The following is a 24,258-nucleotide window of genomic DNA, read 5'->3' as shown; positions in this document are numbered from 1 at the left end:
GATAAAAAGTTTATGAATCTATTGCATTAAGCCACTTCAACATAGAAGCTGATAACTTTTTGGGCTGTTCCAATGGAATCATATGGCCTGTATTTTCTATTACATCAAAATTACTACCAGGAATTTGATTTAATAGCTCTATTCCTTCTTCTTGAGAACGAATAGTATCCTGTGCGCCTGAAATAATCAGCGTTGGACATTCAATTTTACTAGCGTAGCTATCTCTATTAAGCAAAGACTGAGTTACAAATGCCTTATAACCCATTTTTTTCCCATTTTCTGAATCCGCTTAATAATAACGTCATTTTTTGATTGAGCTGGGTGTAACGTTTTAGAAATTGCTATGGAACTTAATCCTCTAAAGCGCTCTTCTGAGCTTATATTTATTGCTGTCAATTTTTGTTTCTTTTGGTCTTTAGTATCAGGTCGAAGTGAAGATGCAATCAATATTAGAGCAGAGACCCTTTCTGGAAATCTATTAACAAGTGATCTTGCTACATAACCACCTAGTGAAAATCCAATCAATGCAAATTTAGGAGGTGCATCTTTTACGATATTTTCTGCGATTTTTTCAATAGTATTACCTTGCTGCAGGCTAGCTTTATAAATTTCGAAATGATCTGGAAACTCTTGGGCAACTTCATCCCAAAGTGATTCATCAAACATAAATCCGGGAATAAAAACTACAGATAAGTATTGGTCATTCATACATAGAGTCGTTAAAAAATGGCTATTTATAATAGACCTCTTGTGAAAGTAGAAACCACCTCAATATAAATTTCATGAGATATCAGAAATTAAACCGTTTTTCAGATTCTGAATTCAAACGCTTGGTTGGCGTACCTTGACAAGTTTTTAATGAAATGGTCGAGGTTCTAGAAAAAGCAGAATCACTCAAAAAGAAGCCAGGTCGTCCTCATACCTTTAGATATAGAGGATCAGTTGTTATTAACGCTCAACTACTTACGAACCTACTATACTCAATTGGAATTAGCGGCGAATTACCATATCGCTGAAAGTAATGTGAATCGAACCATTAAAAAGTTTGAAGATGCATTGATGAAATCAAGACGTTTTACCCTGCCAAAACGAAGCATTACCACAGTAAACTAACACTTTAATTGGGTCATTATTGATGCAACAGAATGTTCAATCGAACGTCCTAAAAAAAATCAGAATAAATTCTACAGTGGTAAAAAGAAGAAACATACGCTCAAAGCCCAAGTGATCTATCATCCGAAGAGCAAACAAATCATAGGGCTAGATATATCCAATGGAAGTCAGCATGATCTTGCACTGGCAAGAAAGACCGTTAATAAATTCAAACATTGTGAATATGTTATAACCGATTTAGGGTACTATGGATTAGAGGAACATGACTTTAAATTATTGATTCCAATAAAGAAAAAGAAGAATTTCCCCTTATTTGATGTTGAGAAAAAGTATAATAAAATGATTGGAAAAATACGAATTTTGGTCGAGCACATCAATCGTCAATTGAAAACATTTAGAATATTAAGTGAACGCTACAGAAACAGACGTAAGCGATTCGGTTTACGCATCAACTTAATTGCTGCACTTGTAAACCGGATAAACTTGCAATAACGACTTTCGCAAGAGGTCTATTAAGTAACTAAAAGTATATTCAAATCTCTTTATTATATGGCAGTGAAACTATCCAAAAAATAAATGCAGCCGCGCTTACAATAAATCCTAGTAAGCAAACACCCAACCAGCCATATGATGCAAAAGTTGTTGTTGAAGCAATCGCCCCTAAACCACTACCCACAGAATAGAACAACATATAGCAACCAATTAAACGACCCGATCCCTCAGGATTAATCTCTAAAATCATGCTTTGGTTAATCACATGTATTGCTTGACCACCCAAATCTAACAAAATAATACCTAGAACAAGTGCCCAAATACTATATGGCATCATTACGAGAGGTAACCATGAAAGAACCAGAAGAACCAATGCAACTGCCGTTGCTTTTTGCCCATATCCTTTATCCGTTAATCCACCCACACCTGCTGCACCAAGTGCACCAGCAACACCAATTAAGCCAAATGCACCTATTTCTGTGTGTGACATTTCAAAAGGTTTAACACTTAAAGGTAAAACAAGTGCTGTCCAGAATATGCTAAATGCAGCAAACATTAGCAAACCTAAACCCCCTCTTAATTGCAGTACTTTTTCATTTTTCAAAAGTGAAAACATCGATCCAATTAATTGATAATAATTTAAATTTATTTCACTTTTTTTAGGCTCTGGAAATATTCGCCATATAAGTACCAGCATTAATATTGAGAATACTGCAGATAAAATATAGATACTTCTCCACCCACTAATGTCTGTAATCACTCCTGCTAGCGTTCGTGCTAGAAGCAACCCCACGACTACCCCACTTTGAACAATTCCAACAACATGCCCTCTTTCACTTGTATTTGCTAAAGTCGCTGCATAAGCGATCAAGCCTTGTGTCATGGCTGTTCCTAGTAACCCTACACCCAACATACCAATCAAAAGTACAGGCAAATTTTGTGAAAAAGCAACCACCATAAGAACTACAAAAAGTAGTAACAATTGAATTTTTATTAATTTTTTTCTTTGAACTAAATCCCCCAAAGGCACGACAAAAAAAAGCGCTAAAGCACAACCAACTTGCGTTGCAGTGATCACACCACCAACTACTGAGTATTGAATATTAAAAGTTTCAGCCAGCGAGTCGAGTAGAGGTTGTGCATAATAAACATTTGCCACACTCAAACCACAGCAAACGGCTAGCAATAAAATAATTGTTTTCGGCAGTTTTCTATCAGCAGTTTTTTTTCGTTTATTCGCTGTATCTGATTGATCTACTAGATTATTTATGATTGTTGTGGATTTTTCTAAGTTCATTATTACCACCAAACTAGTTTTATTTTAAAACCAGTTAAGATTAATCAAGTTAGTTTTAAAATACAACCAATTATTTTATGCTTATCTGTTATAATTTTTACTCAATCTTTCGCGAACAATATTTATGGCTAAGCGTAAAAGTTTTGAAAATTCACACTGTCCAGTTGCTAGAGCTCTAGATATTATTGGTGATAGATGGTCATTACTTATTATTCGTGATGCATTTGATGGCATGAAAAGATTTAGTGAATTTCAAGAAAGTTTGGGCATAGCCAAGAATATTCTTAGTGATCGCTTAAAAATGTTAACGCAACATAATATTTTAAAAGTTGTCCCCGCATCAGATGGGTCTGCATATCAAGAATATGTATTAACACCTAGAGGAGAGGATCTTTTCCCAACCATTGTTACTTTAAGACAATGGGGTGAAGAGCAGCTCTTTCAAGTTGGTGAAAAGCATTCTTTACTTGTGGAACGTAAAAGTGGGAAGTTAATTCAGAAGATTGAAATAAAAACAAAAGAAAATAAAATTCTCAATTACGCGGATACTATTGTATATAAATTGATGAAATAAATATCTGATCAATTCTTAGACATCATTAGGCACATTATAACAAATAGAATATACAGTGATTGAACTAAGCTTATAGACGATGCTGATTCAAGATAATGTCAGGAATTTGAAGAATGGAAGCTCCGCTAAAACTTAAAACAGGTTGCTGATCAATCGTTTTATGAGCAATAAATATCAACATCACTCAAAAGTAACCGACATGTTTTGCAGTCTGCTTTTTAGGGTATTTTGAGATTATTTAAGATAGATAAGATATGATTTTTTTAATAAGAAGAATAAAGTTTGCATAAGACCCCTTATGATAAGTCATGTGGTTTTAATCGAATCTTAGCAATTCGACAAAATGCGATTCCTGAACATAGCCCACAAAGTGTGGCTAGAATGATTTGTAAAAAATCAACTTCTCTACTTGAACTACCATTAAGTATTCTCATATACATACTCAAGGCAGGAAATGCTATTAGAGAACACCATAAACACAAATAAATTGCGGATAGAGAATTTATTCTTCTAAGTAAAAGAGCCATAGGTAATACCAGTACAAAATTTATGGTACAGGTAAAAGGAAGAGCAAATATCATAATGACTAGGACAAGACCTAAGATCTGAATAAATGCAAATAGATTAAAGTTTTCCATGGAAATAAGGGTTACTAAAACCATTAATACAAAAGGCAAAGGAGCTACGAGAGAGGAAATTAATGTAGCTTTTATCGGATTTTTAATACCGTTCTTTTTCATAAGATGTATCTATAATTCAGAGGCAAATAGGTTTTAAAAAGTTTTGTCGTATTAAGAATTTTAAGTTTTTCTAAAAATAACATAATACACTTTATGCGAATTATTTTTTAATAAATTTCAATATCTTATAATAATATAAAAAAACCAAGCATCATCGACTGGGCTTTTTTGATGATTCTTCACGTTCCACACTCGCTTTTTTAGAGTTGTTCCAGAATCTTGTTTAGCCTTATTTAATCAGTTTATGGGATTTAAGCACCAAAACACTGTAGACCTTTAATTAAAAAACTTAACTATCAATCTTATCAAAAGCACGATCTTTTAAACTCAAGTTACCTCTTACGATATCCGACAACATCCGCCAATCAGAAATAAAGCTATATAGCGGTTGTTTAAAACTCGCAGGCTTATTTTTTTCAAAGACAAAATGTCCCACCCATGCACATGCATAGCCTGAAACTAAACCATAGACAAGATATTTGGCTTTTCTTTGAAGAATGGCTTTGCTGAAAAAATAAATCCCGACACTGCTTCCCGCTGCATGTAAACGGCGACTCATGATGCTGCGGTGTTCGGTTAAATAAAAACGATAAAATTCAGAATATTTTTTTATCGGAAGCTGAAACTCTGGTGTTGGACTAAGTTCAAACTTAGGCTCTACTTGTGCATTCATAGCAATCTTCTTGTTCCTTTTTCAATCACTCTAATGCAATCTTGTCCAAATAGAAAGTCCACATTGCCAAATTGAAAAACGCATATTTGTGAAGCATTCAATTTTAATAGCCATGTATTTCATTTTAATTCAGTTACAATCCTTCACTTCTGATGCATGACTTTAAATATTGTATGTGCATCAAGCGAATACACTTTTGACTCAATTAATCAAAGTTAATTGACTTAATGTATTGTTTTTATAAATAGAATTTGTTTAGGATTTTACCATGACTGAAGTTGAACTGAAGTTTCAGATTCCAGAAACACGCCGTATGGCTTTAATGAAAGCGGTCGATCCAAAAAAATCTGAGATTATTCAACTTCAAGCAAAATATTACGACACACCAGATCGTCTATTGTCACAACATGGCGTTGCATTACGTCAACGTCTTGAAGGCAATCGCTGGATTCAAACCTTAAAAGCTGCAGGTAAAAGCAACTTACACCGTTTCGAAGACAATTATGATCTTGGTGAGATGATTGTAAATGAGCCAACATCTGATGATTCCGATGCTTTAAAGCAAGCCACGACCCCATGTTTAGACCTGAGTATTTATGATCAAAATTCAGAAGCCAAAAAAATCCTAGACAATGCTCTCGGTACTCAAAAAGAGTCCTTACAACTTCAATTTGAAACTGAGATCGAGCGCACATTACGTGTGATTACGTATGAAGATGCTGAAATTGAAGTGTGTGTGGATATTGGTCAGGTTAAATCTGGTGACAAAACACAAGACATTCATGAAGTTGAATTTGAACTTAAATCTGGCAAAGATTCAACTGTATTAGCTTTTTCTTTTGAATGGGTCAAAAAGTATCAACTTTGGCTTGATGTTCGTAGCAAAGCTGAATATGGCAATTTGTTATTACAAGATTTAAAAGTGAGTCCTGCAACGCTTGAAAAAGAAATTATTCTGGCTAAAAAAGAATCTGCTGAAACCAGTATTCGTAACTTAATTACCCATCAAATGAATCATTTATTGCCGAATATTGCGGCGATTTCAGCGCAAGTTGCTGAAGACACACATATTGAGCAGGCACATTTGGCGCTGAATCATTTGCATTTGACCCTCTCTATCTTTAAAGATTGGACCTCAAAAAGTACCGATAAATGGGCAAATCAATTGGCTGCATTTAAGAGCCACTTTGAAAATTTGAAACATTTTGAACATATGCAAAGTACCTTAGGTGCTTTACTGCAAAACCCGAAAACAGCAGAAAGTTTAAGTAAAGACGTGCTGTATGCCAAAGAAAAACTCAATAATCTGGTCAAGTCGACACAGAATGTTCAGCACTACCTTGAACTGCTGATGTTCAGTTTAGGAACATCGAAAAAAGTTCAAAGCAATGATCTGAAATGGTATGCACAGAACACCCTGCAAAACCAATATAAGCTGTTGCAAGACACACTGAATGATGTCGATGTGACTAATTTTGAAAGTTTAGATTTATTGGCACTGCGTTTAAATGAACTGAAATTTAGCTTTCCAATATTGACCCATATTTTTGATGTTAAGAATTTGCAAAAGTATGGTAAATCTTTGAATGACGCGCATGAAGCAGCGCAGCAGTATCAAATCCTCGCCTCTTCTTCATCTTACTTACAGCAGACTGAACTTGAAGCCAGTGACTGGTTTGCACTGGGTTGGCTCACTGCCAAACAAGAAGTTTATGCAGAGAAATTGATTGAAGCCACTGAGCAATTCTTAGTCAGTCGTAAATTTATCAAATAATTTTTATAATCTTGAATGATCATAGATCCGAGTTAAAACATTCGCTCTATGATCAAATGCGTTATTAACGTATTAATAGAGTTTTTTCAAAAATCAAAAAATGATCATTAATCGGTACTTAAATGATCAATGAAAGTCCCGTCTCCCCTTGGGATGAGGAATGCATTCCGCAAGAGGATGAGGGCTTTTAAGCATAATACAAGCTCTCCCTAACCCTCTCCTGAAAGGAGAGGAAACTTACATCATGAATTTCAAAAGTTCAAAAAATGATTGATGAAAGTGGTCTAATGAACTTATCAATGCAAACAAAGGTGATCTATGTTTTTTTCAATAAAATGCAGAATGAGAGCAATAATGTTGATAAAAGCTTCGGTTTCGAATGACACTTTAACTCCATCTTATCTTAGTACTTGTATAAGTAAGAATCACAATATACATAACTTTAAGTAAGTGACTATCTTTAGGTTATTTTGTTAATTCAACTTTATAATGATTGCGAATAATTTGTACCTAATTTCAACTCTCTTGAATAAAAATATCCCACGATTTCATCGCCAATTTCACAACATTTTCAAGTTGACTCAGTTCGGCACCATCTCGCGCTTGAATGGTCATGCCTTGGATGAGCGTTGTATAGTAATCCGTCATAGCCTGAACGTCCGCATGGGCAGGAATATCCCCCGACTGTTGCCCCAAGACCAAGCGATCATAAATTTTTGATTTGGTCTGTAGCCGTTTTTCAAGTAGCTGTTGTTGTACCGCACTATTTTCAGTCGAACAATTCATAGTGGCAACCACCAACATACAACCAACAGGTTTATGCGCTTGAATCAAACGTTTTAGATTTTCAAATAAATACAGTTCAATCGCTATTTTAGTGGACTTGGCTTGGATGAAAATCTGATCCATTGAACAAGCTTCATGCTGTACATAATAATCCAAGCATTTTTCGAAAAGCGCAGCCTTTCCGCCAAAAGTGCTATAGAGGCTTGGGGCTGTTATTCCTAACGCTTGAGTCAGATCACTAATTGAGGTGGCTTCATAGCCGTATTGCCAAAACAACAACATGGCCTTCTCAAGTGCTTGTTGTTCATTAAAGCATTTCGGACGTCCGCGTCCCTTTGGTTTAGCCACGACACTATCTTGTTGATTTTCTGGCTTTGCCATTTCTATCATAACCACCCCAAATAATTTTATAACGATCACTAATAAATTAATTGACCTCACGCAATAAATCAAATATTTTAATTTCATAACAATCACTATGAAATTAGAAATTCAAGGAGTGACCGTCAATGAACACTCAAGTTAAACAGACTGAAACAAATCTGCATCAAGACCCAGCATCTGAAGACCCAGCATCTGAAGAACAAGCACCTAAAGAACAAACACCTCAAACAGAAGGCAACTGGTATGCCGTGATTACCCTTTCGATTACCGCATTCATTCTCGTTACCAGTGAGTTCTTACCGATTGGTGTGTTAAATGCAATCGCGCAAGACCTGCATGTCAGTGTCGGCACAGCAGGTTTAGTGATTACCCTACCTGCCATCATGGGTGCTTTTGCTGCACCCCTAATTTCGGTTTGGGTGAAAAGCCTAGATCGAAGAGTGCTATTGATCTCTCTAACCGCTGTCATGGTTTTCGCCAATTTCATCACTGCTTATGCGGCAAGTTTTGAGTTACTGTTACTCAGTCGATTCATATTGGGTATTGCCATTGGTGGATTTTGGGCAACCGCAATTGCGCTCAGTGGTCGGGTTGCGCCTTCTCATCTTCCGATTGCAAAAGCCACAGCAATTGTTATGGCTGGCGTGACTTTGGCTACAGTTTTGGGTGTTCCGATTGGCACTTGGCTGAGTGAACTGTACGGGTGGCGAAGCGCTTTTGTCATCACGGCGGTGATAGGTTCTGTCATTTTATTACTTGAGTATTTTTTTCTACCCAAACTACCACCGACTTCATCAATTCAGTATCGCGACCTACCTGCACTTTTTCAAAATGCGAAAGCTCGTAAAGGCCTAGTAATTATTTTATTGATTAGTTTTGCGCATTTTTCAACCTATAGCTATTTGGCACCCTTCTTTAAAAATGTGGCTGGCTTTAATGGTTCAACGATTAGTACCTTGTTATTGGTCTATGGTGCCGCAGGCTTTTTGGGTAATGCTTTTGCAGGTTATAGCAGCAACATTAATGTGCGTTATACCTTGGCGGTGGTCGGGCTCAGCTTGGGTATTGTTTTCTTAAGTTTCCCCGTTTTTGCCGTGCATTTGGTCGGTGCCTATATTTTGACTGCACTCTGGGGTTTTGCTTTTGGTGCATTTCCAACCACAGCCAATATTTGGATGTTTTTACATGCACCTGAGTCTGTCGAAAAAGGGATGCCCTTATTTGTGGGTATGTTCCAAGTCATGATTGCTGCTGGCGCATTATTTGGTGGTTTCATGGTAGATCACTTTAATGCAAGCATACTTATTTATAGTGTCATTATATTGATTGGCCTAGCACTCATTGCCGTATTTACCCATAGTCGCGGCTTGAATAATCCAAAGATCCAATGTCCAAATACTTAATTTTTATTTTTTTTATTTCGTTGCTAGTCAGCATTTGAGTTCAGCATGCTGGATACATGCTGAACTTTGAATATCGATTCAAATTAAGCAAAGTATAATTAATGAAAATTTACGCTTGCTCCGAGTTTTGTGTTTTCAAAAGTAGATTAAAATCTAGAACTTCATCTGCCAATTCAATCGCATAATTTGCATGAGAAATCATAAAAATCGTGCTCACCTGTTCTCGAATGATTGGCAGTAAATATAGACTGGTCTTTTCATCCAAAGCTGCCGTAGGTTCATCTAGAATCAACAATTGTGGTTTTTTTAATATTGCACGAATCAGGCTAATGCGCTGTTTCTCACCACCTGAAAAGCTTTTGTAAATCTCTTGAATATCATCATCTAAGCCAATACTATTTTTCTCTAATAATTGCGTTAAACCAAATTGATGGAGCCAAAACTCTAAGGTGTCATCTGAATACGTGTGTTGACTACTATGTATGAGGTTTTGACGTAAGGTTCCCGAGTATACAATCGGATGCTGACTGACAAATGCAATTTCTTTAAAAATTTCGGTAGAGAATTGCTGGCTAATATCAATATTTTTATAATGAAGTTGACCACTGTTGATTTGAGTCAGTCCCATTAAATAATTGATAAAACTGGTCTTACCAATCCCTGTTCTACCAATTGCCACATAAGTTTTACTTTGTTCAATCTTAAAATTAAAATGTTGAATTCTACTTTTTCCCAATATCAACTCTGCATCTAAAAATTGATAAAAAGTCGTATTCGGTTCTAAAGTTCTCTCATCGAATTGATCTTTTTCAAATTCGAAATAATCATCATATTTTTCAATGGCAATAAAGTCACCACGCAGGCGAATAATACTCTGTGACATCATCATCAGTGGCAAAGTTAAACTAATGATATAGCTAGAAATCAGCACAAAATTACCTGCACTAAAACGCTGTTGCTCAAATAAATAAACGGACAATCCCATAAATACAAATAGAAATAGTCCTACAAAAGCCACTTGATACATCATTAAAACAACTACTTTAAGATAGGTCTGCCGTGATTCTTGCATGAACTTTTCGATTCTGACTTTAAACGCTTGCAACTCATAATTCGTTGCGTTATTCACTTTAATGTCATAACTCGATTGCACTTTTTCGATCATAAATTGATTGAGTTGATTTCTCGACTGATACATTTCAGTAAAGAAATCTTTCGTTTTAAAGGTAATGAGTAAAGATAACAGCACCGCACAGCATGAAAAAATGAAGAAATAAAAAGCATAGCTCCATGCAACATTCATCCCGAGCACCCAAACCATGCCTACTATTTGCAGAATGATCGGAACGATAACAAAGAAACTAGTATAGAGAATCTGTCCGAATGCTTCTGAACCACGTAATAGATCACTATTAAATACACCGACATCCTGTTGCTTTTGCACACTATCTTTCAGTGAAAAGTAATTTTTTATGCCTTCATAAATCAAAGCTGAATCAAAGTGCCTTAATAAAACTGCACTACTGAAGTTATTCATCTGTTGAATGAATTCTTTTAACATCCAACCCACGGCATAAGCCAAAGCAAGCAGATATAAATAATTGAATTGAAAAAAGCTTGCAAATGAAGTTTCGGCTTGCCCCAATTGAGTTTGATCAACCAATAGTTTTAATAAATATGGTAATCCTATACTCAGTGCAGAAATAACCATTAAGTAAAAACTGATCAGCAGTAATAAAGGAAATGGATGAGGATAGAATTGTTTTAAAATCCCCCAAACTTTAATGAAGATCTTAATGCGCTGATCGACCATAAATACTCGATATGTATTTTTCCAGTCTTCATCTTATAAATCATAGATTTAGCTTACAAGTTTGAACATGTAGTAAAATGTTGAGCTTATATTAACGATTCTTCCCAAACACACGCCAAGTATTATTATCGCCAATCGGATCGCTATAACTGTCATTGCGCTGTTTACGTGGTTTATCTCGTGCATCCACCAATTCAAAGTGGGGTTCAACACTCAATACAATTCCATTCACATAAAAACGTGTACGCGTATATTCACTTTGACCATGTTGAAAGACATAGGTGCGTAAATCGACAAATTCACGATGCGCCACTAAGGCTGCTGTGTCATCGCTGTCTAACCAACGTGCCATGGCTTGAATTTGATCTGGTTCAAATTGACCACATTTATCAACGAGACTCGCTATCCCACGAAAAGTCTTCGATTCTTTTGCTCGGGTTTTATTGATGCGAATACGATCGACATGAAAGTAAAATAACGGCAAGTTCAAATGACTCGTTAAATGAATTGCATCAAGTACTTCATCCTCCATAAAAGGCTGAAATAAATCTTGCGCCCTTTCAATCAAACCCGCCCACTGTCGATAATAAGCGTCAACTTGATCTTGAGTCCCATAATAAATCGGCAAACCCTCAACATTTGCAAGATCGGCAGGTGGCCAAATATTTTGCCGTAAAAGCGCGATATCACTTTTTAAACTTTGAACTGCAATGGCATCCTGCATCATGAACTCCATGTTTTGCTTAGGCTATTTTTAGATTAAGTCAAAGGTTTAGTTTATGCAAGGCTTTGCCTATAATACCGCATTAGATTTTTATGCTAGGAACAGTTCATGGTTCAGAAAATTGAAGCGACTGATGTAACCGAAGAAGAAGCATTAAATGCAGTTTTCTTTGAACGTGCTGATGAATTTATCAAACAAGCCAATGAATTTTGCCGTGTTGAAAAAGGTTCACAAGTGAAACCTGCTGAAATGCGTGGTCAAGTGAGTGCTGCCATGTTATTTGGTACTGCACGTTTTAACACTTGGGTTGCCGCAAATAATTTTAAAGATGGCAATGAAATGCGTGATGCCAAAGATCAAGTGATGTCTTATATCATGCAACAGTTCCAAATGATGCTTGAAGACAACTATGACGAATACTGTGAACAGTTTGAAAACTATCTTCGCTTTCGCCATAACGAAGAGTTTCATGCCAATAAGCATGACCACGAACACGCTCATAAGCACGATCACAAACACTAAGTCTCAGCCAATTTAGAAGTATATTAAGCTTTTGAATGAGTAAATGATGTGTGTAAGAAGCCCTCTACCATTTGATGAGGGCTTTTTTATATTGAGAATTCGTCCTCTTAAACATTTAAATCCGAGCGTACTTCGCCGTCAATCATCTATTTTACGGTTTGGACAAAAATACAATGTGAAGACTGAACTGAATATCGTATCTTATAAAAATCAATGACTCAGTTAAGGATGATCATGAATCATTTAGATTTTCCCATTGTGGATGCACATATTCATCAATGGGATCCTTACCACACCCCACATGCAGCGGCTTTGGCTGTAAAATTATTCGGTAAACGTCCAAAACTACTGGATAAAGTCGTACGTCTGGTTAAATCAAAAGAGTTGATTGATACACTTGGCTTAACTCAACATATCACCGCGCCTTATTTACCCGAAAATTATAAAAAAGATGTGGGACATTATGTCGTTGATCAAGTCGTGCATGTTGAAGCCAGTTGGCATCATCAGAAAGGCAAAGGCGTGGTTGAAGAAACCGCATTTATTGATTCACTCCCCTTGCATCAACACAATTTAAAGTTGGGTGCTCTGGTTGCAACCGCTGATCCGCGTGATTCAAATTTTAAAAAAATATTAAAAATGCATAAGCAAACGTCTCCCCATTTTAGAGGGATTCGTAAAATGGCGTCCTTTCATGAAGATCAAGGCATTTACGCTTGGGCAGATGAACCGCATTTATATCGCAATAAAAAGTTTCTAAAAGGCTTTGAGTTATTGGCGCAATATAGTCTCAGCTTCGATGCTTGGACCTATTCAACCCAACTTTCAGATGTTATTGCACTGGCAAAACAATTCCCTGAAACTTCGATTGTTCTTGATCATTTGGGTACACCCGCAGGTCTTTTTGGTGCAGTGGGTCAGCACACGGGTCTTACAAAAACTGCTCGTGAAAATATCCTGTTCCACTGGAAAGAAGACATCGCTGAACTGGCAACTTTGCCCAATGTCTACACCAAAATCTCTGGATTGATGATGCCTGTACTCGGTCATCATTTTCATCAAAAAAATCAGCTCGCATCCAAAGAGCAAGTATTTGAACTGGTTCATCCACTGATCACCCATGCTCTACAAAGCTTTGGGCAATATCGCGTTATGTTTGCTTCAAACTTCCCGATGGATCGTGTCAGTACATCATTGGTTAATATTATTGATGCCTTTAGTGATGTCGTGGCAGCCTATGATCCCGATGCACTTAATCAAGTGTTTCGTAAAAATGCCATGCAATTTTATCGTATCAAGCCCTAATTTTTAATCCAAGAATAAGGTTACTTACAATAATAGATATGTCCATAGCGTGTAATAAAAAAAAGCCCCGTCTTGCCTATAAGTAAGTAAACGGGGCTTTTTTTAAATCAAGAGCATGCTTAACTTAAAAGCACTTTTTTAGAAGAGCGATTTTTGCATTCGCTCAACTTAAATGCTGTTTATTTTGCAGGCTGACCGTATTGATCTGCCATGACCTCAACCAACTGGTTAGGTTTAATGTATTTTTTAATCACCGCATCAACATCAGCTTTGGTCAATTTCGCGATTGCTTGATCACGTTGCTTACGGAATAATAAATCACGATTACGCTCTAACTGTGGCACCAACATACGATGCACACGGCGTTCATCTTCAAGCGACGTATAACGCTTTTTCAGTACAGTGGATTTTGCAGCTTCAAGCTCTTGCTCAGTCACACCTTGAGCCAACAGGTCATTCAGCACTTTGTGAACCACTTGAGAAACTTGCGCAGATTTGCCCGCAGTGTAGTTCGCGTTAATGCCTAATGCACCCGATGGCTCATACTCACTCAAACTTAGAGAACTTCCGAAACCATACACCAAGGCATTCTTTTCACGCAGTTCCATGGCTAAACGAGAGGAAAGTTGCGACTCACCCAATATTTGGCTAAACATCATCAAGGCAGGCATATCAGGGTGATCTGAACTCAATGGGATCGTCATCAATGCTTGATAACTACCGAACTGACGTTGCTCCGCCAGTACATGAATTTTTTGAGCTGGATACTGCTGATATTTTTGTGTCAGTCGCACATAGTCTTGTTTGGTATTCCATTTTGAAAATTCAGCATTCATAAATTCCAACAGATTCGGTGCTTTAAAATTCCCTGTCACCGCAATATTGGCATGATTCATGGCAAAAAAATCACGATAGAAATTTTTCACTTGTTCAACACTTGCTGCACTAATCTGCTTTTTAGCCAACTCTGGTTCGAAGTGATAACGCAAATCACCGGGTTGATACTGCTCAATCAAACGCGAAATGGTCAGAGCAGCAACCGTTTCAGGCTCAGTATAAGGTCGATTTAAACTCGATAAGCTTTGTGATTTGATCAAATCAAACTGAGTTTGCTCGAACTTCGGATTTTGCATCACGCTAACGATGTATTTAAAGAAATCTTCAAATTGATCATTGTTGGCAGAAATTTGAATGAGCATGCCATTATCGGAGGATGAAGCAGAGGCACGACCACCTGCAGCGATTGATTTATCTGCGATATCTTGCAAGCTGTATTTATCTGAGGCACGAAGCAGTAAATAAGCTGTGAAATCAATAATTTCAGCTTTATGCATCAGCGACTCATCGGTACCGAAGTTTACTGAAATCGTTGCATAGGTTTTATCATCACGCGTTATGGTCGGGAATAATGCATAGCCCATCCCATTTTTTAATTTGCCACGTTGAATTTTCTTTTCTAAAACTTCTAATTGTGTTGCTGACTGCGCTACATACTGCTTCACTTCAGCTTGATAAACACTGACATCTTTCAACGGTTCAGGGGGAGTATCTTGTTGATCTAAGGTTTTCGCATTTTCAGTTGATTGTTTTTGTTGTTGCGCCTTTTTTTGATCTTCAGGTGTGGGTTTAATATCCCCCATAATACGATGATCAGCGGTCAGAAACTCAGAAATAACTTCGTTCACTTCTTTTACAGACAAGTTTTGCAATTCTTTCTGATCCTTAAAGAACTGCGTCCAGTCTCCATTTGATGACACCACATAATCACTGAGCATACTGCCTACTGCTGAAGCACTGCTCATCATACTTTTTTGACTATTTTTGATCAGATTTTTAACACGGTTCAACTCAGTTTCATTAAATTTATGTTTTTTCTCAATACCTTGCACTAAAGCTGTACCGACTTTTTGAGCATCATGGTTGGGTGCATAGATTGCCCCCATGAAAACCAAGTTAAAATCTTGATCTAACCAAGTGGTGGATTGAACCTGTGTTGCTGTTCCAGTTTCAACGACATCTTTATATAAATGTCCACTCGGTTGCATGGTAAATAGATAAGGTGCTAAAGCCAACGCAGGCTGAATTTTTTGGTTTTTACCATTCAGGTAAATATTATATTTACCAAAATCACTGCCCTTTTGCACTTCAAATTGACGCGTTTTTATTTTTGAACTGTTCAATACTGGCACTTGAACCTGTTGAGGAACAGGACGTGCTGGAATAGATTTAAAATTCTTTTCAATGGTCGCCAAAACGTCTTGTTTATTGAATTTACCTGCAATCACCATCACCGCATTATTCGGTGTATACCACGTTCGATAAAATGAATTGAGCTCGTCCATTTTAATCGACTGTAATTCTTTTAAATCACCAATGGGTAAACGTCCCAAATATTGATTGCCATAAGCCGACTTCCACATTTGATCCATTAAAACTGAAAATGGCTGATCCAAGCGCACTTCACGTTCACGCTCAACAATCTTGATCTCTGATGGCACAAACTTTTCTTGAAGCACCAGTTTATCCATACGCTCAGCTTCAAGATAGATCATTTCATCTATCGCTGTTTTTTCAGGGCGAATGACACTGGTATATTTGGTTGAGTAATAGTCAGTACTGGCATTACTCGACAACGAATACTGATCTAAACGGCGTTGATACTCCTCACCCTTTACGTTTTGTGTTCCTTTAAATGCCAGATGTTCCAACAGATGTGCCATCCCCCCTTTACCTTGCGGATCATTTAATGCACCTGTCAGGTAAATGGTATTCAAGAAGACTTTATTTTCTTTATCATTCGGTGCAAGAATGACACGCAACCCATTGTCTAATCTGTATTCTTCGATATTTTGTTCAGTTTTCAATAAAATAGGTTGAGCAAAACCTGTGGCACTCACTCCCAATACGCAAATGGCTAAGGAAAGTGTTCTAAAACGTATCAACATAAAAAGTCCGATCTGTGTTTTTAAAGATGTTTCATATTTGAATAAACATCTGATTATTGGTATTAATTCCAATCATCCTTGTTGTGATCAATATCACATCACAAAGACGATCAAATAGAAATGGCAAGTATTATGGGTCTCACTCTTGATGCTAAAAACTTAAAGCGACTTTAATCATTCAAGACTGAAACTAAAATTATTGTAAAATTAGAAATGGATTTCCGCTGTCATATACAGTTTTGCATACCCTGAAATTTCAATCCGATCATGACTTTGAATGTCACAATACAACTGACCGCCTCGCTCAGAACTTTGAAATGCTTCAAGTTTATATTTATTCAGTTTTTCAGCCCATAACGGTGCAAGCCCAGTGTGCATGGAACCTGTCACAGGGTCTTCATTGATGCCTTTATGCGGTGCAAAGTAACGTGCAACATAATCATATTTTCGCGATGCTGATGTAATGGAAATATCAGGTGCATCAGATGCGGTAATTGAAGTACTCACTTCATACGCCTCTGCAATCGCGTTAATCATGGCAAAATTAGGTTTTGCATCAATCACGTCCTGTTCAGACTCACAAACCAAGATATACGCCTGTTGATTTAAATAAACCTCTTTAAATGGCTTATCAATCACTTGATGTAAAAGTTCAGGAAACTCTTCAACACGATGCGGACGACGAATCGGGAAATTCATTTGAATCTTGCCATCATTGGCCTGGTTAATCGTAAAAATACCGAGCTCTTTAACGTGGAACTGAATCGTTTTTGATGTCGTATAATCTCTAAATAAAACAAAAGCACTGGCAAGTGTGGCATGACCGCAAAAATCCACTTCAACTTTTGGTGTAAACCAACGGATTTCAAAATTATCTGGATCAATGATTTTAACAAAAGCCGTTTCGGCCAAATTATTTTCTGCCGCAATATTTTGCATCAATGAATCTGTTAACCATGCGTGACTGACAATCACTGCTGCTGGGTTTCCTTTAAACAGCTCCGTTGTAAAAGCATCCACTTGGTACATCTTCATTTTTTAATCTCCATTGCATCATATATCCAACAATAGTGCATGATGAATCACTGCATATTCCTCATTGGAAGCAGTCAATAATTTTCATCATCTATCTATAAGTTAGACATTTTTTTAGTTTTCGTAGTTTATCGTTATTTTGAAGTTTAAATTTTACAGTTTTACCAATAATTACATTTTCTATTTTGCATCAGGCTTTAAGGATAATCAGTGAGAACCGTCTCGCTACAAAAGAAACGACTGAGTAAATTAAGAGACATAAAAAAATGAGCTAGCTTTTGATTTTAAAGCTAACTCATTTCATCAGATTAAAGGGATGACAGCTCATTTTCATTCACGTTGTTGGTTGTTCTTCTGTTGTAGGTTTTGCTGACCTTGTTGATCCGATTGTGGTTGCTGTTGTTGTTGCTGATTTAAGTTTTGTTGATTATTCTGATTGTGTTGCCCTTGATTTGGGTTTTGTTGCTGTTGCTGTTTTTGCTGATCAGACTGCGGTTGCTGTTGTTGCTGCTGGTTTTCATTCTGCTGATTTTGTTGTTGCTGTTGTTGGTTTTGTTGATTCTGATTATGTTGTTGATTTGACATGATAGTACTCCAATACATAATTAAGTGATTGACCAACGCTATGAGGATCAAACGATATGAGGATAAAAAACAAAGTGATCATGGGCAAAATTTGATCATTTCAAATATCAAATAAGTCATGATGTGACCACATCTTCAACATACGCCAATTTTACCAAGAGAAAAGCTTGAGCCTGTATCTAAATAAGACAACGTAAGCTCTCAAATTTAAAACTCAATAAAATCATTCAGCATTCATTTTGAATATTTACTTTCTTCACACAATCAATCCAAATGCTCACTCAGTGTCACTCAGCATTTCAAAGTATTTGTTCAGCATTTTTGATCATATTCAGCTACAACTCATCTACTTAAACCATCTTAGGCAATAGACTATTTTTCCTGAAAAAAAGGATAAGGGTTTGTGGCACCAGAACCTTGTAAATAAATGCCATAGTGTAAATGCGGTGGCGTATTTTGAGCATTTCCTGTATTGCCCACATAGCCCAATACTTGACCTACTTCAATCCAATCCCCTTCTTGGATTTGTGCAGAATAACCATCCAAATGTGCATAATAATGACGGCTCAATGCCGGTCCGATTACCCAGACCACTTTCCCACCCAGCCGATCTAAACCAACTTGAGACACGATTCCTTGAGTGGTACTTAGTACGGGTGTTCCCCGTTTTGCAAAGATATCAACCCCTTGATGCTTGCGCCCCTCACTTCGTGTACCACCCCAAGTATCTGCAATTTGCCTTGGCTTCACACCTTCAACTGGAACAGGCAAAGTCTCGGAAAGTTTTTGTTGTTGTAATTGATAATATAGATAAGGATAAGCCAGTCCAGCATGCTCACCTGATGGGGGTGGCTGACATGCGGTCAGTAGACTCAACGATCCTGCCAAAAGAATGAGTTTTACTTTGTTCATGTAAAAGTTCTCAAAAAAATAATTAAAAATTAATCAGAAAAAATATAAATAAAGATGGATCTTTTCTTCCACTGAAAATGAATACACATTGTAGATCAGCCATCAATGTGAGGACGTTGATTGATTGAGAATCTCTAACCAAATATTATCCAGAAATTTTATAAAATCAGTTGTATTTTTATCCCTATAAACATAGTTAATATAATGGTCATCATGTATCAATGAAAGATATGTATAAGCTTCATCTAGTTCAAATACACTGGCAATATTAAATAAATGTGCTCGATGCTGATCATCTAATAAACACTGGCTTGAAATGAGCTGATTTTTATCTAAATAGTATTTTAAAAGTCTTCTCGCCTGGTGATGAGACTTATTTTCAGTGAGTCTTTGTTCCGAAATAAAATTCAGCATTTGTTTTTGATCGTAATGTACCAATTCAAAAAAATTATCAGGAATATCATGCAGATCATTCTGCTCAATCACCTCAAATAACCATTCATTCACTTCATTTATATTTACAATACCAAGAACCAAAGCATGTGCATAAAATCTTAACTTTTCATCAATCTGATTCATTTAAAAACACTCATTTTTTTCTATTGTTATTTAACCCGAATCCTGCTTAAGGCAATGAGACAATTCATCTTAAGATTTATGCATCATTTTGATCATAAAAAAGTATTTACCTTGATCTGATAGCACTAAAAATTAATCATAAAATTACATTTAGCTTATGATTTTAAAGAAAAATCCTTATCCGCGATTCGGGTTATTTAATTTTTCTTTCAATAAAGAAACTAATTGTTCAATACATCTTAACCACAGTATAGAAGTGAATAACCCTTAATACTTTTCCTCTAACTCATTTAATTTATTACTCAATTTAATCAATTACTGAATCGTCATACTTAAGTGTAATCCCCATGTTTTAATTGGACACTTTTCATTCAAATCAATACTATAGATTTAAATCATTTTTATACATTAAAAATAGAGGAACAGGATGTTCTCTACCCATAAAGCTCAGTTGAGTATTTTTCTTTGTTTGTGCATGTGCCTAGGTATTGGCATTTTGCGATTTTCATATACAGCATTATTACCCAGTACCCGTGAAAGCTTTGAATGGTCAGCACAATTTGCCAGTATTTTAAGCAGTGCAAATCTATTGGGCTATCTGATCGGTGCATTCTGGGCAATGCGTTTACCTCAAACACGAACTATGACGCGTTATATTCAGGGTGCTGCCATCGCGGGTAGTTTAAGTCTGTTTTGCTGTGCCTTTGATGGTTTCCCTCAAGCTTGGTATATGTTTTGGCGGATCATTTCGGGTATTTGTGGTGGTTTAATCATGATTCTGTCCCCGAGTATCGTCGCTCAGTGTTGTGAACTCAAAGACCGCTTTCAGATCAACTTTATTGGCTTTAGTGGCATCGGTCTTGGTGTGTTACTTGCGACCTTGTTTTTACCTTATCTTGATCGTATTTCAACACAAACCGCATGGCTGATCTTAGCGACATTTGCTGTGATCATTACGGTCATCCTGAGTATTTACCTTAATTATTTTAAGACACAGATTTCAACGCAAGTTGCTCCGATAACCAGTAAAGTAGAACTGAATATTTTCTTTTTTAGTTTACTGGCGGTGTATGGTGCGAGTGCATTTGCCTATGTACCGCATTCACTGTTTTGGATTGATTATTTAAATGAAGTGCTTAAGCTAGATTTGTATTGGATGAATTTGAACTGGATTCTTTATGGATTCGGTAGTGCCTTAGGTGCAATCAGTTCTTATCTCCTTGCGAAGAGGTTCGGCAATATTCAAGCCTTAAAAATTCTATATAGCTGTTATGTCTTTGCGATTTTGATCGCAATCGTCAGTCAATATTCAATACTCACTTTCATGTCGTCTTTTTTAACTGGCTTGCTCAACCCAGCCGTGGTCTTTCTGACGTCCTACACCATTTTGCAACGCTATACCGCCTCGTATAAAAAGCTCTGGAGTATTGCAACCATTCTGTTTGCAACAGTACAACTGGTCGGTGGTTTGAGCTTTAGTGGCTTACAAATTTTAGGGGTTGAATATCACCAGCAGTTTTTATTGGCTACTGGCGTGTTATTCCTTGGTACGATGCAATTCTTTTGGGTGACGCGAAAGAAAGAACAAACAGAGTATGTTTAATCGAATCTTAAGGCTAAAAAAACCCGCTGTAATGCGGGTTTTATGCTTTTTAAGCTTAGACCAAGCTTAAGCATCCATGTGTTGAATGATCGCTTGACCAAACTCAGAACAGCGTAACAAGGTTGCACCTTGCATGAGTCGCTCAAAATCATAGGTCACCGTTTTTGCTGCGATTGCGCCAGATATGCCTTTGATAATCAAATCAGCGGCTTCATTCCAGCCCAGATCACGTAGCATCATTTCAGCAGAAAGGATGATTGAGCCTGGATTCACCTTGTCCTGACCTGCATATTTCGGTGCTGTACCATGTGTTGCTTCATAGACTTGAATTGCACCACCAATATTTGCACCCGGAGCAATCCCAATCCCACCAACTTCTGCGGCTAAAGCATCAGAAATATAGTCACCATTTAAGTTCAATGTTGCAATCACAGAGTAGTCGGATGGACGCATCAAAATTTGTTGTAAGAAGGCATCGGCAATGACATCTTTGATGATGATGTCTTTGCCTGTTCTCGGATTTCTAATTTTCACCCAAGGACCACCATCCAATAGTTCTCCACCGAAACGCTCGATTGCGACTTCATAGCCCCATTCTTTAAATGCGCCTTCGGTGTATTTCATGATGTTGCCTTTATGCACCAAGGTCACATTCGGCTTGTCATTATCAATGGCAAATTGAATGGCTTTACGCACTAAACGCTGTGTCCCTTCTTTTGAGACAGGTTTAATCCCGATTCCGCAATTGTCTTCAAAACGAATTTGGGTCACGCCCATTTCTTCTTTTAAAAATTTAATGATTTTTTTCGCTTCAGGAGAGTCCGCTTTCCATTCGATCCCTGCATAAATATCTTCTGAGTTTTCACGGAAGATCACCATATCGGTCAGTTCAGGGCGACGTACAGGTGACGGAACACCTTCAAACCAACGCACTGGACGTACACACACATAAAGATCAAGCTCTTGGCGTAATGCAACGTTCAAAGAGCGAATCCCACCGCCTACTGGCGTCGTAAGTGGTCCTTTGATCGAAACCACATAATCTCTAAGTGCCTCAAAAGTTTCTTCTGGCATATAACTGCCATAAATTTTATTGGCTTTTTCTCCACAATAGACTTCCATCCAGACGATCGAACGTTTTCCCGCATAAGCTTTTTGAATCGCACCATCAACCACAGCTTTCATCGTTGGCGTAATATCTACACCGATGCCATCACCTTCAATAAATGGAATAATCGGATGATTGGGAACATTCAATGATAAGTCAGCATTGACGGTAATTTTGCTTCCATCCGCTGGAACAATGATCTTTTGATAACCCATTTTTTAGGTTCTCCTTATTATTGTGGAATGTGAATCTAAAAAATATTTGCCAATAGGCGATACTTTCAACGGCACTTCACGCATAATACTGTAATCCATATTCGCTGTTTTTGAGATTTATGTAGGAAATAACAACATTTCTCTATTGAATAAATCTTGAGCTTTTTAAATTTTTGAATTACAGAAGTTATCCCATATGAAAATCGTCATTCTTAACAAACCCTATGACGTCCTCTCCCAATTCCGTCCTGACGAAAAACACCAAACGATGGCAGATTTCGTAAATGATCCATCGTTACGTCTTGCGGGTCGCTTGGACATGGACTCTGAAGGTTTAGTATTCCTTACTGATCACGGTGGTTTAAACCAATACATCACCAACCCTGAAAATAAGAAATTTAAAACTTATTTGGTTCAGGTTGAAGGTGATGTGACTGAAGAAGCTTTAGAACAGCTTCGCAAAGGCATCGAACTTAAAGATGGCATGACGCTTCCTGCTAAAGCTGCCAAAGTTGCTGAGCCTGAATGGTTGTGGGAACGTGTTCCACCTGTTCGTTTCCGTGCGTCTGTTCCAACGTCTTGGGTTGAGATTTCAATCTGTGAAGGTCGTAATCGTCAAGTTCGTCGTATGACGTCTGCTGTTGGCTTCCCAACGCTTCGCTTAATCCGTACCAAAATCGGTGCAATTGATTTGATTCAAATGGGTTTGCAACCGGGTGAAACCAAAGAAATCGAACCTTTGCTTTATCCTGATTTCCAAAGCATTCCCGCTGAAGAGCCATACCGTTCACGTTCTTATGTGAAAAAACCGGGTGGTACGGGTGGTAAACCGATCGTTCGTAAGAAAAAAGATGGGACTGTCAAAAAATCAGGGACGAAGCGTATTTGGCAGATGGATGACAGTGAGAAACCAAAGCGTAAAACCAATGGTACAACGCGTCCGAATACTAAAGCGCCTCGTGGGCGTGGACGTAATAATGGGCGTTAAGATTTAGAAGGTTTTGTAAATTAACCCCCTTAAATGAGGGGGTTAATTTTTTAAAATTTATTCTCAATCTCATTAAAATTAAGCAGATAACTATCAGGTTCTAAATACATTTTATAAAATTTAATCTTCTTATTTTTTAGTGCAAACATAACATCGTTTTGACTAACTACCGTATCTTTATCACTACGCTCAGGCATTCTTAATCCAAAATATATCCCTGTTATAGCATCCTCACTAATTTCTTTTAATCCAGATGATTCTGTCAGTACTCTAATTTCATCTTCATGTATCCAAGCATTAGATTTATTACCTAACCCGAATCCTGCTTAAGCCGATGAATCAATAATTTGAATTGTTGGCTTATTTCGATGGGTTAATTGATATGCTCATATCGAGGCGTAAATTCCACTTAGAAATCCATGAATTCTTCGTGCTTTACTCGTCACTAAATTGTATTGACCTTTCAATAGGCTGAATAACGTTTCTATTTTATTGCGCTGTTTTAAGTGATATTCATCTGGCACACTGAGCTCAACAGACCGCATGTTCTTCCGATGATAAGTAATCAAATCAATACCTTGATCTTTTAACTTAATTTTTAAATCTTGACTAATATAACCACGATCCGCATAAAGCTTTGCCTCGAACCCCTCGACCAACTGCTCCACCATTTTGATGTCAGCAACAT

At 37.2% G+C, this 24,258-nt stretch carries 23 protein-coding genes and 1 pseudogene; 8 read left to right on the top strand and 16 right to left on the bottom strand.

The features are described 5' to 3' along the window. Positions 1 to 10 precede the first annotated feature (10 nt). Complete coding sequence (locus tag AC5YD2_RS14015) at positions 11 to 265, bottom strand: alpha/beta fold hydrolase (protein ID WP_496126921.1); 255 nt, start codon at positions 263 to 265, stop codon at positions 11 to 13. After that, positions 244 to 708, bottom strand: coding sequence for an alpha/beta fold hydrolase (locus AC5YD2_RS14010; protein ID WP_496126920.1), 465 nt, complete (start codon positions 706 to 708; stop codon positions 244 to 246). The genes AC5YD2_RS14015 and AC5YD2_RS14010 overlap by 22 nt, the downstream gene beginning before the upstream one ends. A gap of 74 nt (positions 709 to 782) precedes the next feature. On the opposite strand from AC5YD2_RS14010, the pseudogene AC5YD2_RS14005 reads away from it, so the two are divergent. Then, positions 783 to 1,605 (top strand): annotated as a pseudogene (locus tag AC5YD2_RS14005) (IS5 family transposase). A 40-nt stretch (positions 1,606 to 1,645) separates the two neighbouring features. Here AC5YD2_RS14005 and AC5YD2_RS14000 read toward each other — a convergent pair. Continuing rightward, a complete protein-coding gene (locus AC5YD2_RS14000; RefSeq protein WP_496126919.1) occupies positions 1,646 to 2,902 on the bottom strand; it encodes an MFS transporter in 1,257 nt (418 codons plus the stop codon). Between the two features lie 124 nt (positions 2,903 to 3,026). On the opposite strand from AC5YD2_RS14000, the gene AC5YD2_RS13995 reads away from it, so the two are divergent. Next, positions 3,027 to 3,476 (top strand): winged helix-turn-helix transcriptional regulator, encoded by a 450-nt coding sequence (locus AC5YD2_RS13995; RefSeq protein WP_496126918.1) that lies wholly within the window; start codon positions 3,027 to 3,029, stop codon positions 3,474 to 3,476. A 296-nt stretch (positions 3,477 to 3,772) separates the two neighbouring features. Here AC5YD2_RS13995 and AC5YD2_RS13990 read toward each other — a convergent pair whose 3' ends face one another. Together AC5YD2_RS13990 and AC5YD2_RS13985 are read right to left on the bottom strand one after the other, a co-directional pair. After that, positions 3,773 to 4,216: a hypothetical protein gene (locus AC5YD2_RS13990; protein ID WP_496126917.1), complete on the bottom strand. Its 444-nt coding sequence runs from the start codon at positions 4,214 to 4,216 to the stop codon at positions 3,773 to 3,775. A gap of 289 nt (positions 4,217 to 4,505) precedes the next feature. Next, positions 4,506 to 4,889 (bottom strand): Mpo1-like protein, encoded by a 384-nt coding sequence (locus AC5YD2_RS13985; RefSeq protein ID WP_496126916.1) that lies wholly within the window; start codon positions 4,887 to 4,889, stop codon positions 4,506 to 4,508. A gap of 268 nt (positions 4,890 to 5,157) precedes the next feature. On the opposite strand from AC5YD2_RS13985, the gene AC5YD2_RS13980 reads away from it, so the two are divergent. Further along, entirely contained in the window at positions 5,158 to 6,663 is a 1,506-nt protein-coding gene (locus AC5YD2_RS13980; RefSeq protein WP_496126915.1) for a CYTH domain-containing protein, read from the top strand. Between the two features lie 516 nt (positions 6,664 to 7,179). Here the strand turns inward: AC5YD2_RS13980 and AC5YD2_RS13975 are convergent. Next, positions 7,180 to 7,839: a TetR/AcrR family transcriptional regulator gene (locus tag AC5YD2_RS13975; protein WP_496126914.1), complete on the bottom strand. Its 660-nt coding sequence runs from the start codon at positions 7,837 to 7,839 to the stop codon at positions 7,180 to 7,182. Between the two features lie 119 nt (positions 7,840 to 7,958). On the opposite strand from AC5YD2_RS13975, the gene AC5YD2_RS13970 reads away from it, so the two are divergent. Continuing rightward, a complete protein-coding gene (locus tag AC5YD2_RS13970) occupies positions 7,959 to 9,236 on the top strand; it encodes an MFS transporter (RefSeq protein ID WP_496126913.1) in 1,278 nt (425 codons plus the stop codon). A 109-nt stretch (positions 9,237 to 9,345) separates the two neighbouring features. On the opposite strand, the gene AC5YD2_RS13965 is transcribed toward AC5YD2_RS13970, so the two are convergent. After that, a complete protein-coding gene (locus AC5YD2_RS13965) occupies positions 9,346 to 11,049 on the bottom strand; it encodes an ATP-binding cassette domain-containing protein (protein WP_496126912.1) in 1,704 nt (567 codons plus the stop codon). A 91-nt stretch (positions 11,050 to 11,140) separates the two neighbouring features. Further along, on the bottom strand, positions 11,141 to 11,773 hold the full coding sequence (locus AC5YD2_RS13960) for a hypothetical protein (protein WP_496126911.1): 633 nt from the start codon (positions 11,771 to 11,773) through the stop codon (positions 11,141 to 11,143). Between the two features lie 108 nt (positions 11,774 to 11,881). Between AC5YD2_RS13960 and AC5YD2_RS13955 the strand changes: the two genes are divergently transcribed. Next, on the top strand, positions 11,882 to 12,295 hold the full coding sequence (locus AC5YD2_RS13955) for a DUF3144 domain-containing protein (protein ID WP_496126910.1): 414 nt from the start codon (positions 11,882 to 11,884) through the stop codon (positions 12,293 to 12,295). A gap of 234 nt (positions 12,296 to 12,529) precedes the next feature. After that, complete coding sequence (locus tag AC5YD2_RS13950) at positions 12,530 to 13,600, top strand: amidohydrolase family protein (RefSeq protein ID WP_496126909.1); 1,071 nt, start codon at positions 12,530 to 12,532, stop codon at positions 13,598 to 13,600. Between the two features lie 179 nt (positions 13,601 to 13,779). Here the strand turns inward: AC5YD2_RS13950 and AC5YD2_RS13945 are convergent, their stop codons facing one another. The 5 genes from AC5YD2_RS13945 to AC5YD2_RS13925 form a co-directional block, all read right to left on the bottom strand. Next, complete coding sequence (locus tag AC5YD2_RS13945) at positions 13,780 to 16,545, bottom strand: M16 family metallopeptidase (RefSeq protein ID WP_496126908.1); 2,766 nt, start codon at positions 16,543 to 16,545, stop codon at positions 13,780 to 13,782. Positions 16,546 to 16,752: 207 nt separating this feature from the next. Continuing rightward, positions 16,753 to 17,580 (bottom strand): PhzF family phenazine biosynthesis protein, encoded by an 828-nt coding sequence (locus tag AC5YD2_RS13940; RefSeq protein WP_496126907.1) that lies wholly within the window; start codon positions 17,578 to 17,580, stop codon positions 16,753 to 16,755. Positions 17,581 to 17,910: 330 nt separating this feature from the next. Continuing rightward, positions 17,911 to 18,165 (bottom strand): hypothetical protein, encoded by a 255-nt coding sequence (locus tag AC5YD2_RS13935; RefSeq protein ID WP_496126906.1) that lies wholly within the window; start codon positions 18,163 to 18,165, stop codon positions 17,911 to 17,913. Positions 18,166 to 18,537: 372 nt separating this feature from the next. Continuing rightward, positions 18,538 to 19,077, bottom strand: coding sequence for a M23 family metallopeptidase (locus tag AC5YD2_RS13930; RefSeq protein WP_496126905.1), 540 nt, complete (start codon positions 19,075 to 19,077; stop codon positions 18,538 to 18,540). A gap of 102 nt (positions 19,078 to 19,179) precedes the next feature. Then, positions 19,180 to 19,656 (bottom strand): hypothetical protein, encoded by a 477-nt coding sequence (locus AC5YD2_RS13925; protein ID WP_496126904.1) that lies wholly within the window; start codon positions 19,654 to 19,656, stop codon positions 19,180 to 19,182. Between the two features lie 427 nt (positions 19,657 to 20,083). On the opposite strand from AC5YD2_RS13925, the gene AC5YD2_RS13920 reads away from it, so the two are divergent. Beyond that, complete coding sequence (locus AC5YD2_RS13920; protein WP_496126903.1) at positions 20,084 to 21,259, top strand: YbfB/YjiJ family MFS transporter; 1,176 nt, start codon at positions 20,084 to 20,086, stop codon at positions 21,257 to 21,259. A 66-nt stretch (positions 21,260 to 21,325) separates the two neighbouring features. Here AC5YD2_RS13920 and icd read toward each other — a convergent pair whose 3' ends face one another. Then, positions 21,326 to 22,582 carry an NADP-dependent isocitrate dehydrogenase gene (icd, locus tag AC5YD2_RS13915; protein ID WP_496126902.1) on the bottom strand — a complete coding sequence of 419 codons (1,257 nt, stop codon included), beginning with the start codon at positions 22,580 to 22,582 and terminating at the stop codon, positions 21,326 to 21,328. 196 nt (positions 22,583 to 22,778) lie between these two features. Between icd and AC5YD2_RS13910 the strand changes: the two genes are divergently transcribed. Then, complete coding sequence (locus tag AC5YD2_RS13910) at positions 22,779 to 23,570, top strand: rRNA large subunit pseudouridine synthase E (protein WP_496126901.1); 792 nt, start codon at positions 22,779 to 22,781, stop codon at positions 23,568 to 23,570. Between the two features lie 50 nt (positions 23,571 to 23,620). On the opposite strand, the gene AC5YD2_RS13905 is transcribed toward AC5YD2_RS13910, so the two are convergent. After that, positions 23,621 to 23,767 carry a hypothetical protein gene (locus AC5YD2_RS13905; RefSeq protein ID WP_496126900.1) on the bottom strand — a complete coding sequence of 49 codons (147 nt, stop codon included), beginning with the start codon at positions 23,765 to 23,767 and terminating at the stop codon, positions 23,621 to 23,623. Positions 23,768 to 23,956: 189 nt separating this feature from the next. After that, positions 23,957 to 24,258: transposase (locus AC5YD2_RS13900; protein ID WP_496126899.1), on the bottom strand; the 302-nt coding region annotated here is incomplete at its 5' end.

Source organism: Acinetobacter sp. CY73 (genome assembly GCF_059515865.1).
This window is presented reverse-complemented; position numbering and strand designations above follow the sequence as displayed.

Coding starts and splice junctions, on each gene's coding strand:
- AC5YD2_RS14015 (WP_496126921.1), bottom strand. CDS start 265: ATGGGTTATAAGGCATTTGTAACTCAGTCTTTGCTTAATAGAGATAGC.
- AC5YD2_RS14010 (WP_496126920.1), bottom strand. CDS start 708: ATGAATGACCAATACTTATCTGTAGTTTTTATTCCCGGATTTATGTTT.
- AC5YD2_RS14000 (WP_496126919.1), bottom strand. CDS start 2,902: ATGAACTTAGAAAAATCCACAACAATCATAAATAATCTAGTAGATCAA.
- AC5YD2_RS13995 (WP_496126918.1), top strand. CDS start 3,027: ATGGCTAAGCGTAAAAGTTTTGAAAATTCACACTGTCCAGTTGCTAGA.
- AC5YD2_RS13990 (WP_496126917.1), bottom strand. CDS start 4,216: ATGAAAAAGAACGGTATTAAAAATCCGATAAAAGCTACATTAATTTCC.
- AC5YD2_RS13985 (WP_496126916.1), bottom strand. CDS start 4,889: ATGAATGCACAAGTAGAGCCTAAGTTTGAACTTAGTCCAACACCAGAG.
- AC5YD2_RS13980 (WP_496126915.1), top strand. CDS start 5,158: ATGACTGAAGTTGAACTGAAGTTTCAGATTCCAGAAACACGCCGTATG.
- AC5YD2_RS13975 (WP_496126914.1), bottom strand. CDS start 7,839: ATGATAGAAATGGCAAAGCCAGAAAATCAACAAGATAGTGTCGTGGCT.
- AC5YD2_RS13970 (WP_496126913.1), top strand. CDS start 7,959: ATGAACACTCAAGTTAAACAGACTGAAACAAATCTGCATCAAGACCCA.
- AC5YD2_RS13965 (WP_496126912.1), bottom strand. CDS start 11,049: ATGGTCGATCAGCGCATTAAGATCTTCATTAAAGTTTGGGGGATTTTA.
- AC5YD2_RS13960 (WP_496126911.1), bottom strand. CDS start 11,773: ATGCAGGATGCCATTGCAGTTCAAAGTTTAAAAAGTGATATCGCGCTT.
- AC5YD2_RS13955 (WP_496126910.1), top strand. CDS start 11,882: ATGGTTCAGAAAATTGAAGCGACTGATGTAACCGAAGAAGAAGCATTA.
- AC5YD2_RS13950 (WP_496126909.1), top strand. CDS start 12,530: ATGAATCATTTAGATTTTCCCATTGTGGATGCACATATTCATCAATGG.
- AC5YD2_RS13945 (WP_496126908.1), bottom strand. CDS start 16,545: ATGTTGATACGTTTTAGAACACTTTCCTTAGCCATTTGCGTATTGGGA.
- AC5YD2_RS13940 (WP_496126907.1), bottom strand. CDS start 17,580: ATGAAGATGTACCAAGTGGATGCTTTTACAACGGAGCTGTTTAAAGGA.
- AC5YD2_RS13935 (WP_496126906.1), bottom strand. CDS start 18,165: ATGTCAAATCAACAACATAATCAGAATCAACAAAACCAACAACAGCAA.
- AC5YD2_RS13930 (WP_496126905.1), bottom strand. CDS start 19,077: ATGAACAAAGTAAAACTCATTCTTTTGGCAGGATCGTTGAGTCTACTG.
- AC5YD2_RS13925 (WP_496126904.1), bottom strand. CDS start 19,656: ATGAATCAGATTGATGAAAAGTTAAGATTTTATGCACATGCTTTGGTT.
- AC5YD2_RS13920 (WP_496126903.1), top strand. CDS start 20,084: ATGTTCTCTACCCATAAAGCTCAGTTGAGTATTTTTCTTTGTTTGTGC.
- icd (WP_496126902.1), bottom strand. CDS start 22,582: ATGGGTTATCAAAAGATCATTGTTCCAGCGGATGGAAGCAAAATTACC.
- AC5YD2_RS13910 (WP_496126901.1), top strand. CDS start 22,779: ATGAAAATCGTCATTCTTAACAAACCCTATGACGTCCTCTCCCAATTC.
- AC5YD2_RS13905 (WP_496126900.1), bottom strand. CDS start 23,767: ATGCCTGAGCGTAGTGATAAAGATACGGTAGTTAGTCAAAACGATGTT.